At 71.0% G+C, this 15,472-nt stretch carries 9 protein-coding genes; 7 read left to right on the forward strand and 2 right to left on the reverse strand.

What is annotated here, in order from left to right:
• The first annotated feature begins 225 nt into the window (after positions 1 to 225).
• Positions 226 to 3,813 (forward strand): chromosome segregation protein SMC, encoded by a 3,588-nt coding sequence (gene smc, locus DEP02_RS23635; RefSeq protein ID WP_112469703.1) that lies wholly within the window; start codon positions 226 to 228, stop codon positions 3,811 to 3,813.
• 291 nt (positions 3,814 to 4,104) lie between these two features.
• Complete coding sequence (locus DEP02_RS23640; RefSeq protein WP_112469704.1) at positions 4,105 to 5,523, forward strand: sugar porter family MFS transporter; 1,419 nt, start codon at positions 4,105 to 4,107, stop codon at positions 5,521 to 5,523.
• Positions 5,524 to 5,823: 300 nt separating this feature from the next.
• Here DEP02_RS23640 and DEP02_RS23645 read toward each other — a convergent pair whose 3' ends face one another.
• Complete coding sequence (locus DEP02_RS23645; RefSeq protein ID WP_232839251.1) at positions 5,824 to 7,347, reverse strand: cytosine permease; 1,524 nt, start codon at positions 7,345 to 7,347, stop codon at positions 5,824 to 5,826.
• A gap of 185 nt (positions 7,348 to 7,532) precedes the next feature.
• On the opposite strand from DEP02_RS23645, the gene ftsY reads away from it, so the two are divergent.
• Positions 7,533 to 8,741: a signal recognition particle-docking protein FtsY gene (gene ftsY / locus DEP02_RS23650; protein ID WP_112469705.1), complete on the forward strand. Its 1,209-nt coding sequence runs from the start codon at positions 7,533 to 7,535 to the stop codon at positions 8,739 to 8,741.
• 335 nt (positions 8,742 to 9,076) lie between these two features.
• Here ftsY and DEP02_RS23655 read toward each other — a convergent pair whose 3' ends face one another.
• On the reverse strand, positions 9,077 to 9,739 hold the full coding sequence (locus DEP02_RS23655) for a bifunctional DNA primase/polymerase (protein WP_112469706.1): 663 nt from the start codon (positions 9,737 to 9,739) through the stop codon (positions 9,077 to 9,079).
• 447 nt (positions 9,740 to 10,186) lie between these two features.
• On the opposite strand from DEP02_RS23655, the gene nsdA reads away from it, so the two are divergent.
• The 4 genes from nsdA (at position 10,187) to ffh (ending at position 15,425) form a co-directional block, all read left to right on the forward strand.
• Positions 10,187 to 11,719, forward strand: coding sequence for a transcriptional repressor NsdA (nsdA, locus tag DEP02_RS23660; protein ID WP_112469707.1), 1,533 nt, complete (start codon positions 10,187 to 10,189; stop codon positions 11,717 to 11,719).
• Positions 11,720 to 11,975: 256 nt separating this feature from the next.
• Positions 11,976 to 13,364 carry an ammonium transporter gene (locus DEP02_RS23665; protein WP_112469708.1) on the forward strand — a complete coding sequence of 463 codons (1,389 nt, stop codon included), beginning with the start codon at positions 11,976 to 11,978 and terminating at the stop codon, positions 13,362 to 13,364.
• Complete coding sequence (locus tag DEP02_RS23670; protein WP_112469709.1) at positions 13,361 to 13,699, forward strand: P-II family nitrogen regulator; 339 nt, start codon at positions 13,361 to 13,363, stop codon at positions 13,697 to 13,699. Before DEP02_RS23665 ends, DEP02_RS23670 begins: the two co-directional genes overlap by 4 nt.
• Positions 13,700 to 13,874: 175 nt before the next feature.
• The gene (gene ffh, locus DEP02_RS23675) at positions 13,875 to 15,425 is read left to right on the forward strand and encodes a signal recognition particle protein (RefSeq protein WP_112469710.1); all 1,551 of its coding nucleotides are present in this window, start codon (positions 13,875 to 13,877) and stop codon (positions 15,423 to 15,425) included.
• The last annotated feature ends 47 nt before the right edge of the window (positions 15,426 to 15,472 follow it).

Below are 15,472 nucleotides of genomic sequence, written 5' to 3' on the forward strand. Positions count from 1 at the left end.
TGCATCGCACAACGACACAGTGGTTGGGTTGCCCGTATCAACCGCTCAGTTGTCAGATGTTGCAAGGGACGCCTCGGCGTCCCTTCTTTCTTCCCCCGGCCTTTCCCGCCCCGCGCATCCTTTCACCATCTCAACCTCTGGTGTGCCCTGCATGTTCATGCGTGAAACCGCGCGGTTGCGAGGGTTCGTGGAATGGGATAACGGCGGCGGGTAAAGTCCGAAGCCGTGCACCTCAAGGCCCTGACCCTCCGCGGGTTCAAGTCGTTCGCCTCGGCGACCACGCTCCGGTTCGAACCGGGGATCACGTGCGTCGTCGGACCGAACGGCTCGGGCAAGTCCAATGTGGTGGACGCGCTCAGCTGGGTCATGGGCGAACAGGGCGCCAAATCGCTGCGCGGCGGCAAGATGGAGGACGTCATCTTCGCCGGCACCACCGGGCGTCCGCCGCTCGGCCGCGCCGAGGTGTCGCTGACCATCGACAACTCCGACGGGGCGCTGCCCATCGAGTACGCCGAGGTCACCATCACACGGATCATGTTCCGCAACGGCGGCAGCGAGTACCAGATCAACGGCGACACCTGCCGGCTGCTCGACATCCAGGAGCTGCTGTCGGACTCCGGCATCGGCCGCGAGATGCACGTCATCGTCGGGCAGGGCCAGCTCGACTCCGTCCTGCACGCCGACCCCATGGGCCGCCGCGCCTTCATCGAGGAGGCCGCAGGCGTCCTCAAGCACCGCAAGCGCAAGGAGAAGGCGCTCAGGAAACTGGACGCGATGCAGGCCAACCTCGCGCGCGTGCAGGACCTCACCGACGAACTGCGCCGCCAGCTCAAGCCGCTGGGCCGGCAGGCGGCGGTCGCCCGCCGGGCGGCGGTCATCCAGGCCGACCTCCGCGACGCCCGCCTGCGCCTGCTGGCCGACGACCTCGTACGTCTCCGCGAGGCCCTGAAGACCGAGATCGCCGACGAGGCGGCCCTGAAGGAACGCAAGGAGGCCGCCGAGCAGGAACTGAGGAAGGCCCTGCGGCGCGAGGCCCTGCTGGAGGACGAGGTGCGCCGGCTCGCCCCGCGCCTGCAGCGTGCCCAGCAGACCTGGTACGAGCTGTCCCAGCTCGCCGAACGCGTGCGCGGCACGATCTCGCTCGCCGACGCGCGCGTGAAGAGCGCCACCTCCGCGCCGCCCGAGGAGCGGCGCGGCCGCGACCCGGAGGACCTGGAGCGCGAGGCCGCCCGGATCCGCGAGCAGGAGGCCGAGCTGGAGGCGGCCCTCGAAGCGGCTCAGCGGGCACTGGACGACACCGTCGCCCACCGCGCCGAGCTGGAACGCGAACTCGCCGTCGAGGAGCGCCGCCTGAAGGACGCGGCCCGCGCCGTCGCCGACCGCCGCGAGGGCCTGGCCCGGCTCAGCGGCCAGGTGAACGCGGCCCGCTCGCGCGCCGCCTCCGCCCAGGCCGAGATCGACCGGCTGGCCGCCGCCCGGGACGAGGCCCAGGAACGGGCCGTCCACGCCCAGGAGGAGTACGAGGCCCTCAAGGCCGAGGTCGACGGCCTCGACGCCGGCGACGAAGAGCTCGCCGGCCGGCACGAGGCGGCCAAGGCGGCCCTCGCCGAGGCGGAGGCCGCCCTCTCGGCCGCCCGCGAGGCCGTCACGGCGGCCGAACGCGAACGGGCGGCGACCCGGGCCCGCCACGACGCCCTGGCCACCGGCCTGCGCCGCAAGGACGGCACCGGCGCCCTGCTCGACGCGAGAGACCGCCTCATCGGCCTCCTGGGCCCCGCCGCCGAACTCCTGACGGTCACCCCCGGCCACGAAACCCCCCTGGCCACCGCCTTCGGCACCGCCGCCGACGCCCTCGCGGTCACCTCCCCCTCCGCGGCCGCGGACGCCCTCCGCCTCCTGCGCAAACAGGACGCGGGCCGCGCGGCCCTGCTCCTCGCGGCCTCCGACGTGCCGGGGAGCGAGCGGGCCGAGGACCGTACCGCGGCCGGACACCCCTTCGCCGCCGACCTCGTCGGCGGTCCCGCCGAACTGATGCCCGCCGTACGTCGCCTGCTGCGGGGGATCGTCGTCGTCGGCACGCTGGAGGACGCCGAGGACCTGGTCCGGGCTCGGCCCGACCTCACGGCCGTGACCGCGGAAGGGGATCTGCTCGGGGCGCACTTCGCGCAGGGCGGGTCCGCCGGCGCGCCCAGTCTGCTGGAGGTACAGGCCGCCGTGGACGAGGCCGCCGCCGAGCTCGAAGAGCTCGCCGTACGGTGCGAGGAGCTGACCGAGGCACAGCAGCGGGCCGGAGAGCACCGCGAGGAGCACGCCGCCCTGGTCGAGGAGCTGGGCGAGCGGCGGCGGGCCGCCGACCGGGAGAAATCCGCCGTGGCCCAGCAGCTCGGCCGGCTCGCCGGGCAGGCGCGCGGCGCCGCCGGGGAGGCCGAACGGTCCACAGCCGCCGCCGCCCGCGCCCAGGAGGCCCTCGACGAGGCGCTCCAAGAGGTCGAGGAACTCGCCGAACGGCTCGCCGTCGCCGAGGAGACGCCGATCGAGGAGGAGCCCGACACCTCCGTACGGGACCGGCTCGCCGCCGACGGCGCCAACGCCCGCCAGACCGAGATGGAGGCCCGCCTCCAGGTCCGTACGCACGAGGAACGTGTCAAGGGACTGGCCGGCCGGGCCGACTCCCTGGACCGGGCCGCCCGCGCCGAACGCGAGGCACGCGCGCGTGCCGAGCAGCGGCGCGCCCGGCTGCGCCATGAGGCGGCCGTCGCCGGGGCGGTCGCCTCCGGCACCCGGCAGCTGCTCGCACACGTCGAGGTCTCCGTGGCCCGCGCCGAGCGGGAACGCGCCGCCGCCGAGGCCGCGAAGGCCCGGCGCGAGCAGGAACTGACCGCCGCCCGCGCCGAGGGACGCGAGCTCAAGGCCGAACTCGACAAGCTGACGGACTCCGTCCACCGCGGCGAGGTCCTCGGCGCCGAGAAGCGGCTGCGCATCGAACAGCTGGAGACCAGGGCGTTGGAGGAACTCGGTGTCGAACCGGCGGGGCTGGTGGCGGAGTACGGGCCGCACCAGCTCGTGCCGCCCTCACCGCCCGCCGAGGGCGAGCAGCTGCCGGAGGCTGAATCCGACAGCGGCTCCGCCGCGGGCTCGCATCCGCGCAACCGGCCCCGCCCCTTCGCGCGGGCCGAGCAGGAGAAGCGGCTGAAGGCCGCCGAGCGCGCCTACCGGCAGCTCGGCAAGGTCAACCCGCTGGCCCTGGAGGAGTTCGCGGCACTGGAGGAACGCCACAAGTTCCTCAGTGAGCAGCTCGAGGACCTCAAGAAGACCCGAGCCGACCTCCTCCAGGTCGTCAAGGAGGTCGACGAGCGCGTCGAGCAGGTCTTCACCGAGGCCTACCGGGACACCGCCCGCGAGTTCGAGGGAGTCTTCGGCCGGCTCTTCCCGGGCGGCGAGGGACGTCTCGTACTGACCGACCCCGACAACATGCTCACCACGGGCGTCGACGTCGAGGCCCGCCCGCCGGGCAAGAAGGTCAAGCGGCTGTCCCTGCTCTCCGGCGGCGAGCGGTCGCTGACGGCCGTCGCACTGCTCGTGTCCATCTTCAAGGCCCGCCCGAGCCCGTTCTACGTCATGGACGAGGTCGAGGCCGCCCTGGACGACACCAACCTCCAGCGGCTGATCCGGATCATGCAGGAGCTGCAGGAGACCTCGCAACTCATCGTGATCACGCACCAGAAGCGCACCATGGAAGTGGCGGACGCGCTCTACGGCGTCTCCATGCAGGGCGACGGTGTGTCGAAGGTCATCAGCCAGCGGCTGCGCTAGCCGAAGCACGGGCCCGGACGGAGGCCCCGCCGCGAGAACTCCCTTGCCATGGACCCCGCGTGCCGCCGCGACTTCGGGGTAGTCGGATCATGTCCAGTGCTTGACTACAGCACTTGAACATAAACCCACCCAGTGGTGCCGTAAAAGTTCATGTAGTAGCAGGTAGCAGCAGGGGTATTGACTTCGATATTTGAAGACATGGTCTCTGCGGCGTTGCTTTTGCCTTCAGATCTCACCTGAAAGGGCTGCCCCCCACCCCGGCAGCGTTGCCGGTGCGCCCGAGGAGTACACGTGACAAGCACAGAGCAGGCCCCCAGGCCAGGAGCCAGTACGGCTCATCCCGATCATCTCGGGCACGTCATCTTCATCGCGGCGTCGGCCGCCATGGGCGGTTTCCTCTTCGGTTACGACAGCTCCGTGATCAATGGCGCCGTCGAGGCCATCCGTCACCGCTACGGCATCGGATCCGCGGAGCTGGCCCAGGTCATCGCCATCGCCCTGATCGGCTGCGCCGTCGGCGCCGCGACCGCGGGCCGCATAGCCGACCGCATCGGCCGCATCCTGTGCATGCGGATAGCCGCGATCCTGTTCACCATCAGCTCCATCGGCTCGGCCCTGCCCTTCGCCCTGTGGGACCTCGCCTTCTGGCGCATCATCGGCGGCTTCGCCATCGGCATGGCCTCCGTCATCGGCCCCGCCTACATCGCCGAGGTCGCCCCGCCCGCCTACCGCGGTCGCCTGGGTTCCTTCCAGCAGGCCGCGATCGTCGTCGGCATCGCCATATCCCAGCTGGTCAACTGGGGTCTGCTCCACGCCGCCGGCGGCAACCAGCGCGGCCGTCTGATCGGCCTGGAGGCCTGGCAGGTCATGCTGGGCGTGATGGTCATCCCGGCCGTGCTGTACGGGCTGCTCTCCTTCGTCATCCCCGAGTCCCCGCGCTTCCTGGTCTCCGTCGGCCGCCGCGCCCGCGCCCGCGAGATCCTCGCCGAGGTCGAGGGCAGGGACGTCGACCTCGACGCCCGTGTGGCCGAGATCGAGACCGCCATGAGGCGCGAGCACAAGCCCAGCTTCAAGGACCTGCTCGGCGACAGCTTCCTCTTCAAGCGGATCGTCTGGATCGGCATCGGCCTGTCCGCCTTCCAGCAGTTCGTCGGCATCAACGTCGCGTTCTACTACTCCACGACGCTGTGGCAGTCGGTCGGCATCAACCCGACGGACTCGTTCCTCTACTCGTTCACGACATCGATCATCAACATCGTCGGCACCGTGATCGCGATGATCTTCGTGGACCGCATCGGCCGCAAGCCGCTCGCGCTCATCGGCTCGGCCGGGATGGTCGTCGGCCTGGGTCTGGAGGCCTGGGCGTTCTCGCACCCCCTGGTCAACGGCAAGCTGCCGGCCCCCCAGGGCCTGATCGCCCTGCTCGCCGCCCACCTCTTCGTCCTCTTCTTCGCCCTGTCCTGGGGTGTGGTCGTCTGGGTCCTGCTCGGTGAGATGTTCCCGAACAGGATCCGCGCCGCCGCCCTGGGCGTGGCTGCCTCCGCCCAGTGGATCGCCAACTGGGCCATCACCGCGAGCTTCCCGTCGCTGGCCGACTGGAACCTCTCCGGCACCTACATGATCTACACGTTCTTCGCGGCGCTCTCCATCCCGTTCGTCCTGAAGTTCGTCAAGGAGACGAAGGGCAGGGCGCTGGAGGAGATGGGATGACCGTTCCCGGGCAGTGAGCGGGAGCGAGTCCGCTCGCAGGCACGCCCCGAACGGGTTGGGGCGCACATCGGCGTCCCCCGCGACCGGAGGACGCCGATGTGCACGCCTTGCGGCCTGGCCATGTGGATGCGGCCAGAGGCGGCGGGGAGGCCCTGAACCATCTCGCTGGTGGAGCAGGGGCCCCGTACTCCCTCCCCCGGAGGGGGCGCCCCCGGGCACCGCACCCGGCGTCCCGGATCGCACGGCAGCGTCCCCCCGGCCGGCCCAGCACGCCGCAAGGCCGTCAGCCGCCCGGCCCGGTCACCGCCCGGGCGGGGCGGCGGTTTTCGCCGGCGAGTCCCACCCGCGGACGAGGGGAGTCGGGGCGCTTCGGACGCCCAGGGGTTCCAGCCGCTCGACGGGCTTCGCGGTGGCCGCCGCCCGGGGCGGTACCGGCGGCTTGGGCAGCACCAGGTACAGCAGGCCGGAGATCACAATCGTCGCGATCCAGCCGAGGCCGTACTCGCCGATGACGTTGTTCCCGGCCAGCGGGCCGGTGAACCAGACGGAGGTGGTGAACATCAGCCCCGCGGCGAGGCCGGTCGCCCAGGCGGTGACCGCGGCGGGGGAGAAGCCGCCCCGGTACCAGTAGGCGCTGGTGCGGCTGGTGTCGGCCATGGCCCGGCCGTCGTACTCCGTGCGCCGCAGCATGTCCGCGCCGAAGACACCGACCCAGGCGGAGAAGGCGACCGCGAGCAGCGACAGGAAGGCGATGAACGAGCCCAGGAAACTGGTCGCCACCAGCATCAGCACACCGCCGAACACCAGAGAGATCACGGCGTTGACCGACACCGCCCAGTGGCGCGGCACCTTGAAACCCAGGGTCTGCGCGGTGAAGCCGGCCGAGTACATCGACATCGCGTTGATCAGCAGCATGCCGATCAGCGCGATCAGCAGATACGGCACCGCGATCCAGGTCGGCAGGATCCTCCCGAGGAAGGAGACCGGGTCGGCGGCCGAGGCGAGGTCCGGCACGGAGACCGCCATCACCGCGCCCATGAGGACCATCGGCAGGACGACGATGCCGGCGCCGCCGACCGAGGTGCCCACGATCGCCCTGGCGGAGGCCGTACGCGGCAGATAGCGCGTGAAGTCCGGCGCCGACGGGATCCAGCTGACGCCGCCCGCCGCGACCATGCCGATACCGGTGATCACCGCGGCCGTCGAACCGGCGGAGTGGGCGAACACCCTCGGCCAGTCGGTGTCCACGATCAGGAAGGCGAGGACCAGGACCGAGAACAGACCGAAGAGGTAGGTCGCGTACTTGTTGCACTTCTGCACGGCGTTGATGCCGAGCCCGGAGATCGCGAAGGTCGCGGCGACGAACGCCAGCAGCGTCACCATGTCCAGCGCGCTGTTCGCCTTCAGGCCGAACAGGATGTGCAGGATGGTGAGCATCGCGTAGGCACCGACCACCGCGTTGATCGTCTCCCAGCCCCAGCGGGCCACCCAGATCAGCGAGCCGGGCAGCAGGTTGCCGCGCTGCCCGAAGACCGCCCGGGACAGCGCCATGCCGGGCGCCCCGCCGCGCTTGCCCGCGATGCCGATGAGCCCGACCAGGCCGTACGACACGACAGGGGCGGCGACGGCGACGACGAGCGCCTGCCAGAGATTGAGGCGGTACGCCACGACGAGGCTCGCGCCCATGGTGAGCAGCAGCACGCTGATGTTGGCGCCGACCCAGGTGGGGAACAGCTCGCGGGTTCTGGCGGTGCGCTCATGATCGGGCACCTGTTCGATGCCGCGGGTTTCCAGTGCGCCTTCTGTCTCGGGGGTCTTGCTCATGCGGTCTTGCTCATGAAGAAGGGTTCCGTGCCTGGGTCGGGGAGAGGGGAGGGGGGTTCTGCGCGTATGGACGCGACCCGCCCCATCCTACTTTGATCCGACTTTTGCCATTCAGTGGCGTTTGTCTCCTCGCCGAAGAAACAAGCCCCCTCAGGCCGGGAACCATGGCTGATACTGGCAGGGTTATGGAAACCATCATCCTTGCTGTAGTCATCGCCGTGGTGGTGCTCGGCGCGCTCGGCGGGCTCATCGTCGGCAGCAGGCGGAGGAAGCCGCTGCCCCCGCCGCCGCCCACGCCCCCCGACATCACCGCCCCTCCGGCCGAGCCGCACGTGGGCGAGGAGGCCGAGACGCCGCGCGAGGAGCCGCGGCGGACGATCGAGGAGGTGGACCTGCCCGACGGGTCGGCCCCCGTCGCCGTCGAGGAGCTGCCCGTCGAGGAGCTTCCGGCACCCGTGATCGAGGTGCCGGAGCCCACCGCCGGCCGTCTGGTCCGGCTGCGCGCCCGCCTCTCCCGCTCGCAGAACGCCCTGGGCAAGGGCCTGCTCACGCTGCTGTCCCGTGAACACCTCGACGAGGACACCTGGGAGGAGGTCGAGGACACCCTGCTGACCGCCGACGTCGGCGTGCAGCCCACCCAGGAGCTGGTCGAGCGGCTGCGTGAACGCGTGCGCGTGCTCGGTACCCGCACCCCCGCGGAGCTGCGCGGTCTGCTGCGCGAGGAGCTGCTCACGCTGATCGGCACCGACATGGACCGCACCGTGAAGACCGAGCCGGCCACCAGCAAGCCCGGCATCGTGATGGTCGTCGGAGTCAACGGCACCGGCAAGACCACCACGACCGGCAAGCTCGCCCGCGTGCTGGTCGCCGACGGCCGCAGCGTCGTCCTGGGTGCCGCCGACACCTTCCGCGCGGCCGCTGCCGACCAGCTGCAGACCTGGGGCGAGCGGGTCGGCGCCTACACCGTGCGCGGCCCGGAGGCCGGCGACCCCGCCTCCGTCGCCTTCGACGCGGTGAAGGAGGGCAAGGAGATGGGCGCCGACGTGGTACTCATCGACACCGCCGGCCGCCTGCACACCAAGACCGGCCTCATGGACGAGCTCGGCAAGGTCAAGCGCGTCGTGGAGAAGCACGCCCCGCTGGACGAGGTCCTGCTCGTACTCGACGCGACCACCGGCCAGAACGGCCTGATCCAGGCCCGCGTCTTCGCCGAGGTCGTCGACATCACCGGCATCGTCCTCACCAAGCTGGACGGCACGGCCAAGGGCGGCATCGTGGCCGCCGTCCAGCGTGAACTGGGCGTACCGGTCAAGCTGGTCGGCCTCGGCGAGGGCCCGGACGACCTGGCCCCCTTCGAACCGGAGGCCTTCGTCGACGCCATCATCGGAGACTGATCCCCACCCACCGAGCGAACGCCCGCCCCGGTCCCCCGGGGCGGGCGTCGCTGTCGACAGGGCCCGCGCGGCGGGGGCCACACTCCCGCAGGCGCCCGAGGCGACGCCGAAACCGAGGGCCGCGCCCCTCGCCCCTCGCCCACCGAGCCCCAGCCGCGAGCCACATCCACGCCGTGCCGTCGTTGTTCCGTGCCGGGCTGCCGCAGTACGCCGCAGTCGGCGCGCCCGCCGGTCGCTCACCCCCCGCCTGAGCGCGGTCGGGAGACAGAGATCGAGGGGCCGCGCCGGCGCGGGGCGGTCGTGGGGTTCCTGAGCGGCGGCCGTATGCCCGGCGGTTACGCCCGGGAGCGGTGGGCCACGTAGGCCAGGGTGCCCAGGAGGAGGCGGGCCTCGGGGGGCCTGGCGGCGTCCAGGGCGGGTGGGCGGAGCCAGCGGACCGGGCCCCGGCCGCCCCGGTCGGAGGGCGGGGCCGTGAGGTGGGTGCCCGGGCCGAGGCCGCACAGGTCGAGCGAGGTGGGGTCGTCCCAGCCCAGGCGGTAGAGGAGGGCCGGCAGTTGGGCGGCGGCCCCGGGGGAGACGAAGAAGTGCGCGCGCCCCTCGGGGGTGGCGGTCACCGGGCCGAGGGGGAGGCCCATGCGCTCCAGCCGGGCCAGGGCACGGCGCCCGGCCGGCTCGGCCACCTCGATGACGTCGAACGCGCGCCCGACCGCCAGCATCACCGAGGCCCCGGGCAGCTCCGCCCATGCCCTGCTCACCTCGTCGAGCGTGGCGCCGGCCGGGATTTCGGGCGCGAACTCCAGAGGGTGCGCGCCCGGCGCCGGACAGTCCGTACGGCCGCAGGAGCACGCGCCGCCGACGGCCCGCGCGCCCCGCACCACGTCCCAGCCCCACAGCCCGGTGTACTCGGCCACCGCCGTGCACTCCGACGAGCGGTACGACCGGCCGCGCCGCCGCGTGCCGGAGCGGATCTCGCGCATGCCGCCGATCGTGAAGCCCATGCCCCCTCCAACGGTTCCACCGCCCCGATGGTTACGAGACGAATGTGAATCGTGACTCTGTGTTTCCGCTCCCTCCCGGCGCGGCCGGGTCCCCGCAGCGTCCGGAAGCACCCCGGGTGGTGCGCCCCGCGGCGCGCGCCCTGACGCACACCGCTCCGCCCGCCCGCGGTTGTCCTGTGTCAAGTGAATCGCGTAAGGGCCACCGAGGGTTCATTCGAAGGGGTGGCGAATGGTGGCGTTTCATGAATCCCCATGGCTGTACCGGTGATCGTGGGGTTACTGTAAGTGCGCGAGTCCTGGGAGCACATGCGCTCGTGGGTATGCCGGAGGCAAGTCGGCAGTCCGTTCGAAGGGTGAGAATCGGCGGACGAACGGCCGTATTGACAGGCATTCTGATAGGGCTTGGCGCACTCAGCGACAAGTGGTCTCAGGGATGGGGGCGTTCCAGTGAGCGGCAGCAACGGCGGAGGCGGGACGGGCGCGGCGAGCGCGGACAAGCGCCCGAACGAGCTGCTCGCCTCGTGGTTCGTGCGCAGCGGCTGGTCCAAGGGCGAGCTCGCCCGCCAGGTCAACCGCCGCGCCCGCCAGCTGGGCGCCAACCACATCTCCACCGACACCTCGCGCGTCAGGCGCTGGCTGGACGGCGAGAACCCGCGCGAGCCGATCCCCAGGATCCTCTCGGAGCTGTTCTCCGAGCGCTTCGGCTGCGTCGTCTCCGTGGAGGACCTCGGCCTGCGCACCGCCCGCCAGGCACCCTCCGCGACCGGCGTCGACCTGCCCTGGACGGGCCCGCAGACCGTGGCCCTGCTCAGCGAGTTCTCGCGCAGCGACCTGATGCTGGCGCGGCGCGGCTTCCTCGGGACCTCGCTGGTGCTGTCCGCGGGCCCCTCCCTCATCGAGCCGCTGCAGCGCTGGCTCGTGCCCTCGCCCCCGTCCCCCAGGCTCCCGGCCCCGCTCGAACAGGGGGGAGCGGGAGCCCCACCCCTGCGGGAGTCCGAGCCGCAGGCCGCCTCCCGCCGCCTCGGCCGGCTCTCCCGGCCCGAGCTGGAACTGCTGGAGACCACCACCAAGATGTTCCGGCAGTGGGACGCCCAGTGCGGCGGCGGCCTGCGTCGCAAGGCCGTCGTCGGCCAACTGCACGAAGTGACGGACCTCCTCCAGGAGCCCCAGCCCGAGACCACCACCCGCAGGCTCTTCAAAGTCGCCGCGGAACTCGCCCAGCTGGCCGGCTGGATGAGCTACGACGTGGGACTGCAGCCCACCGCGCAGAAGTACTTCGTCCTGGCCCTGCACGCCGCCAAGGAAGCCGGCGACAAGCCCCTCGGCTCGTACGTCCTGTCCAGCATGAGCCGCCAGATGATCCACCTCGGCCGCCCCGAGGACGCCCTGGAACTCATCCACCTCGCACAGTACGGCAGCCGGGACTGCGCGAGCCCCCGCACCCAGTCCATGCTGTACGCGCTGGAGGCCCGCGCCTACGCCAACATGGGCCGGCCCGGCAAGTGCAAGCGCGCGGTGCGCATGGCCGAGGACACCTTCGCCGACGCCGAGGACTGGGACGAGCCCGACCCCGACTGGATTCGCTTCTTCTCCGAGGCCGAGCTGTACGCCGAGAACTCCCACTCCTACCGCGACCTCGCCTACGTCGCCGGCCGCAGCCCCGCCTACGCCTCGCTGGCCGAGCCGCTGATGCAGAGGGCCGTAGAACTGTTCGCCCAGGACCACGAGCACCAGCGGTCGTACGCACTCAACCTCATCGGCATGGCCACGGTGCACCTGCTCCAGCGTGAGCCCGAGCAGAGCACGCGGTACGTCACCCGGGCCATGAAGGTGGCCAAGAAGGTCCGCTCCGAGCGCGTGAACACCCGTATCCGAAAGACCGTCGACAACGCCGTGCGTGACTACGGGGACCGCGCAGAGGTCGTGGACCTCACCGAACAGCTCGCCGCCGAGCTGCCCGAGACCGTCGAAGCCGTCTGACACCCAGGGCCGCGACGCCCCCCCCACCCCCTTGGACCCCGGCCGCGGCCGGCCCTCCCGAACCGCCCGACTCGGCTCCCCCAGCCAGGTCATCGGAAGGCCGCCGCGGCCGGCTTCGCGTGCGATTCACCGACGCGTAACACACCAGCCGCCTTCGTCACCCCGGCGAAACACCGGGGGGCGTCCGCCGAAACCGCGCTGCGCGAGTCTCGTGGCGCAGGACCGGCCCGCCCCTCACACCGACGAGGAGACGCCGATGGCACCAGCCGCCATCACGCTGGCGGCGGACGCGCCCAAGCTGTCGTCCGCCGACACCGGCTTCATGCTCATCTGTTCCGCCCTGGTGATGCTGATGACCCCGGGCCTGGCCTTCTTCTACGGAGGCATGGTCCGCGTCAAGAGCACACTCAACATGCTGATGATGAGCTTCATCAGCCTCGGCGTCGTCACCCTCCTCTGGATGCTCTACGGCTTCTCGATGGCCTTCGGCGCCGACAGGGGCTCGCTCATCGGCTGGACCTCCGACTTCGTCGGCTTCAGCGGAATCGGCAAGGCGGAACTCTGGCCCGGACACACCATCCCGGTCCTCGTCTTCGCCGTCTTCCAGCTGATGTTCGCGATCATCACACCCGCCCTGATCAGCGGCGCGCTGGCCGACCGGGTGAAGTTCACCGCCTGGGCGCTGTTCCTGGTGCTGTGGGCCACCGTCGTGTACTTCCCGGTCGCCCACTGGGTCTGGGGCACCGGCGGCTGGGCCTACCAGTTGGGAGTGATCGACTTCGCCGGCGGTACCGCGGTCCACATCAACGCCGGCGCCGCGGCACTCGGCGTCATCCTCGTGATCGGCAAGCGCGTCGGCTTCAAGAAGGACCCGATGCGCCCGCACAGCCTCCCCCTGGTCATGCTCGGCGCGGGCCTGCTGTGGTTCGGCTGGTTCGGCTTCAACGCCGGCTCCTGGCTCGGCAACGGCGACGGCGTCGGCCCGCTGATGTTCGTCAACACCCAGGTCGCCACCGCCACGGCCATGCTCGCCTGGCTCGCCTACGAGAAGCTCCGCCACGGCGCCTTCACCACCCTCGGCGCCGCCTCCGGCGCGGTCGCCGGCCTGGTCGCGATCACCCCCTCCGGCGGGGCGGTCTCCCCGCTCGGCGCGATCGCGGTCGGCGCCGTCGCCGGTGTCGTGTGCGCCATGGCGGTCGGCCTGAAGTACCGGTTCGGCTACGACGACTCCCTCGACGTGGTCGGCGTACACATGGCCGGCGGTGTCACCGGCTCCCTGCTGATCGGCCTCTTCGCCAGCGGCAAGGGCCAGTCCGCCGTCAAGGGCCTCTTCTACGGCGGCGGCCCGGACCAGCTCTGGAAGCAGTGCGCCGGTGTGTTCGCGGTCCTCGCCTACTCCCTGCTCGCCTCCGCGGTCCTCGCCTTCCTCCTGGACCGGACCATCGGCATGCGGGTCCCCGAGGAGGAGGAGGTCTCCGGCATCGACCAGTCCCAGCACGCCGAGACGGCGTACGACTTCACCGGCGCGGGCGGCGGTGTCGTCACCGCCGTCACCGTCCCGTCCCTGGCCGCCGTGCAGGGCAAGGCCGTGCAGGGCATGGCCACCCAGAGCAAGGCCAAGCAGAGCAAGAAGGTGGACGCGTGAAGCTCATCACCGCCGTCGTCAAACCCCACCGGCTCGACGAGATCAAGGAGGCCCTGCAGGCGTTCGGCGCCCACGGTCTCACCGTCACCGAGGCGAGCGGCCACGGACGGCAGCGCGGCCACACCGAGGTCTACCGCGGCGCCGAGTACACCGTCGACCTGGTGCCCAAGATCCGCATCGAGGTGCTGACCGAGGACGACGACGCCGAGCAACTGATCGAGGTCATCGTCAAGGCGGCCCGCACGGGCAAGATCGGTGACGGCAAGGTCTGGTCCCTGCCGGTCGAGACGGCGGTCCGCGTCCGGACCGGCGAGCGCGGCCCGGACGCGCTCTGAAAGCACCAGGGCAGGAGTCGCCGGGCGACGGCCGGCAGGGACGCGACGTAGTCCCCGCCGATGTGGGGGTGTGTTCCTGCTCGCTGTATCCAGCGGGCAGGGACGATTTGCTTGCTGAGCCGGATACCCTGGAGGACAGCCCAAAACGACCCCGACTCCGAGGACCGACGCCGCCGTGTTCGACACCCTCTCCGACCGCCTCAGCGCGACTTTCAAAAATCTCCGCGGGAAAGGCCGGCTCTCCGAGGCGGACATCGACGCCACGGCGCGCGAGATCCGCATCGCACTGCTCGAAGCGGACGTGGCGCTGCCGGTCGTCCGCACGTTCATCAAGAACGTCAAGACTCGTGCCCTCGGATCCGAGGTCTCCAAGGCGCTGAATCCGGCCCAGCAGATCCTGAAGATCGTCAACGACGAGCTGGTCACGATCCTGGGCGGCGAGACCCGCCGCCTCCGCTTCGCCAAGCAGCCCCCCACCGTGATCATGCTCGCCGGTCTCCAGGGTGCCGGTAAGACCACCCTCGCGGGCAAGCTCGGCAAGTGGCTCAAGGAGCAGGGCCACTCCCCGGTGCTGGTCGCCGCCGACCTCCAGCGTCCGAACGCGGTCAACCAGCTCAGCGTCGTCGCCGAGCGCGCCGGCGTCGCCGTCTACGCGCCCGAGCCGGGCAACGGCGTGGGTGACCCGGTCAAGGTCGCCAAGGACTCCATCGACTTCGCGAAGGCCAAGGTCCACGACATCGTGATCGTGGACACCGCCGGCCGCCTCGGCGTCGACATCGAGATGATGCAGCAGGCCGCGGACATCAGGGACGCGGTCAGCCCCGACGAGATCCTGTTCGTCGTCGACGCGATGATCGGTCAGGACGCCGTCAACACCGCCGAGGCGTTCCGTGACGGCGTCGGCTTCGACGGCGTGGTGCTCTCCAAGCTCGACGGTGACGCCCGCGGTGGTGCGGCCCTGTCGATCCGCGAGGTCACCGGCAAGCCGATCATGTTCGCGTCGAACGGTGAGAAGCTCGACGACTTCGACGCCTTCCACCCGGACCGGATGGCCTCCCGCATCCTCGACATGGGTGACCTGCTCACCCTGATCGAGCAGGCGGAGAAGACGTTCAGCCAGGAAGAGGCCGAGAAGATGGCCTCCAAGCTGGCGTCCAAGAAGGGCCAGGACTTCACCCTGGACGACTTCCTGGCCCAGATGGAGCAGGTCAGGAAGATGGGCAGCATCTCGAAGCTGCTCGGCATGCTGCCCGGCATGGGGCAGATCAAGGACCAGATCAACAACATCGACGAGCGCGACGTGGACCGCACGGCCGCCATCATCAAGTCGATGACCCCGGGCGAGCGCCAGGACCCGACGATCATCAACGGCTCCCGCCGCGCCCGTATCGCCAAGGGCTCCGGTGTCGAGGTCAGCGCGGTGAAGAACCTCGTCGAGCGGTTCTTCGAGGCCCGCAAGATGATGTCCCGCATGGCCCAGGGCGGCGGCATGCCCGGCATGCCGGGGATCCCGGGCATGGGTGGCGGCCCCGGCCGGACGAAGAAGCAGCCGAAGAAGGCCAAGGGCAAGCAGCGCTCCGGCAACCCGATGAAGCGCAAGCAGCAGGAGCAGGAGGAGGCGGCCCGCCGCGCCGCAGCGGCCCAGGGCGGCGGTGCCTTCGGGCTGCCGCAGCAGGGCGGCCAGGAGTTCGAGCTCCCGGACGAGTTCAAGAAGTTCATGGGCTGAAACCCGCACGGCAGGCGTACGGCGCTGAGGGCGCCCTTCCCAGGAAG

The sequence above is a fragment of the Streptomyces triticisoli genome (assembly GCF_003270085.1).
Classification (GTDB): Bacteria; Actinomycetota; Actinomycetes; order Streptomycetales; family Streptomycetaceae; genus Streptomyces; species Streptomyces triticisoli.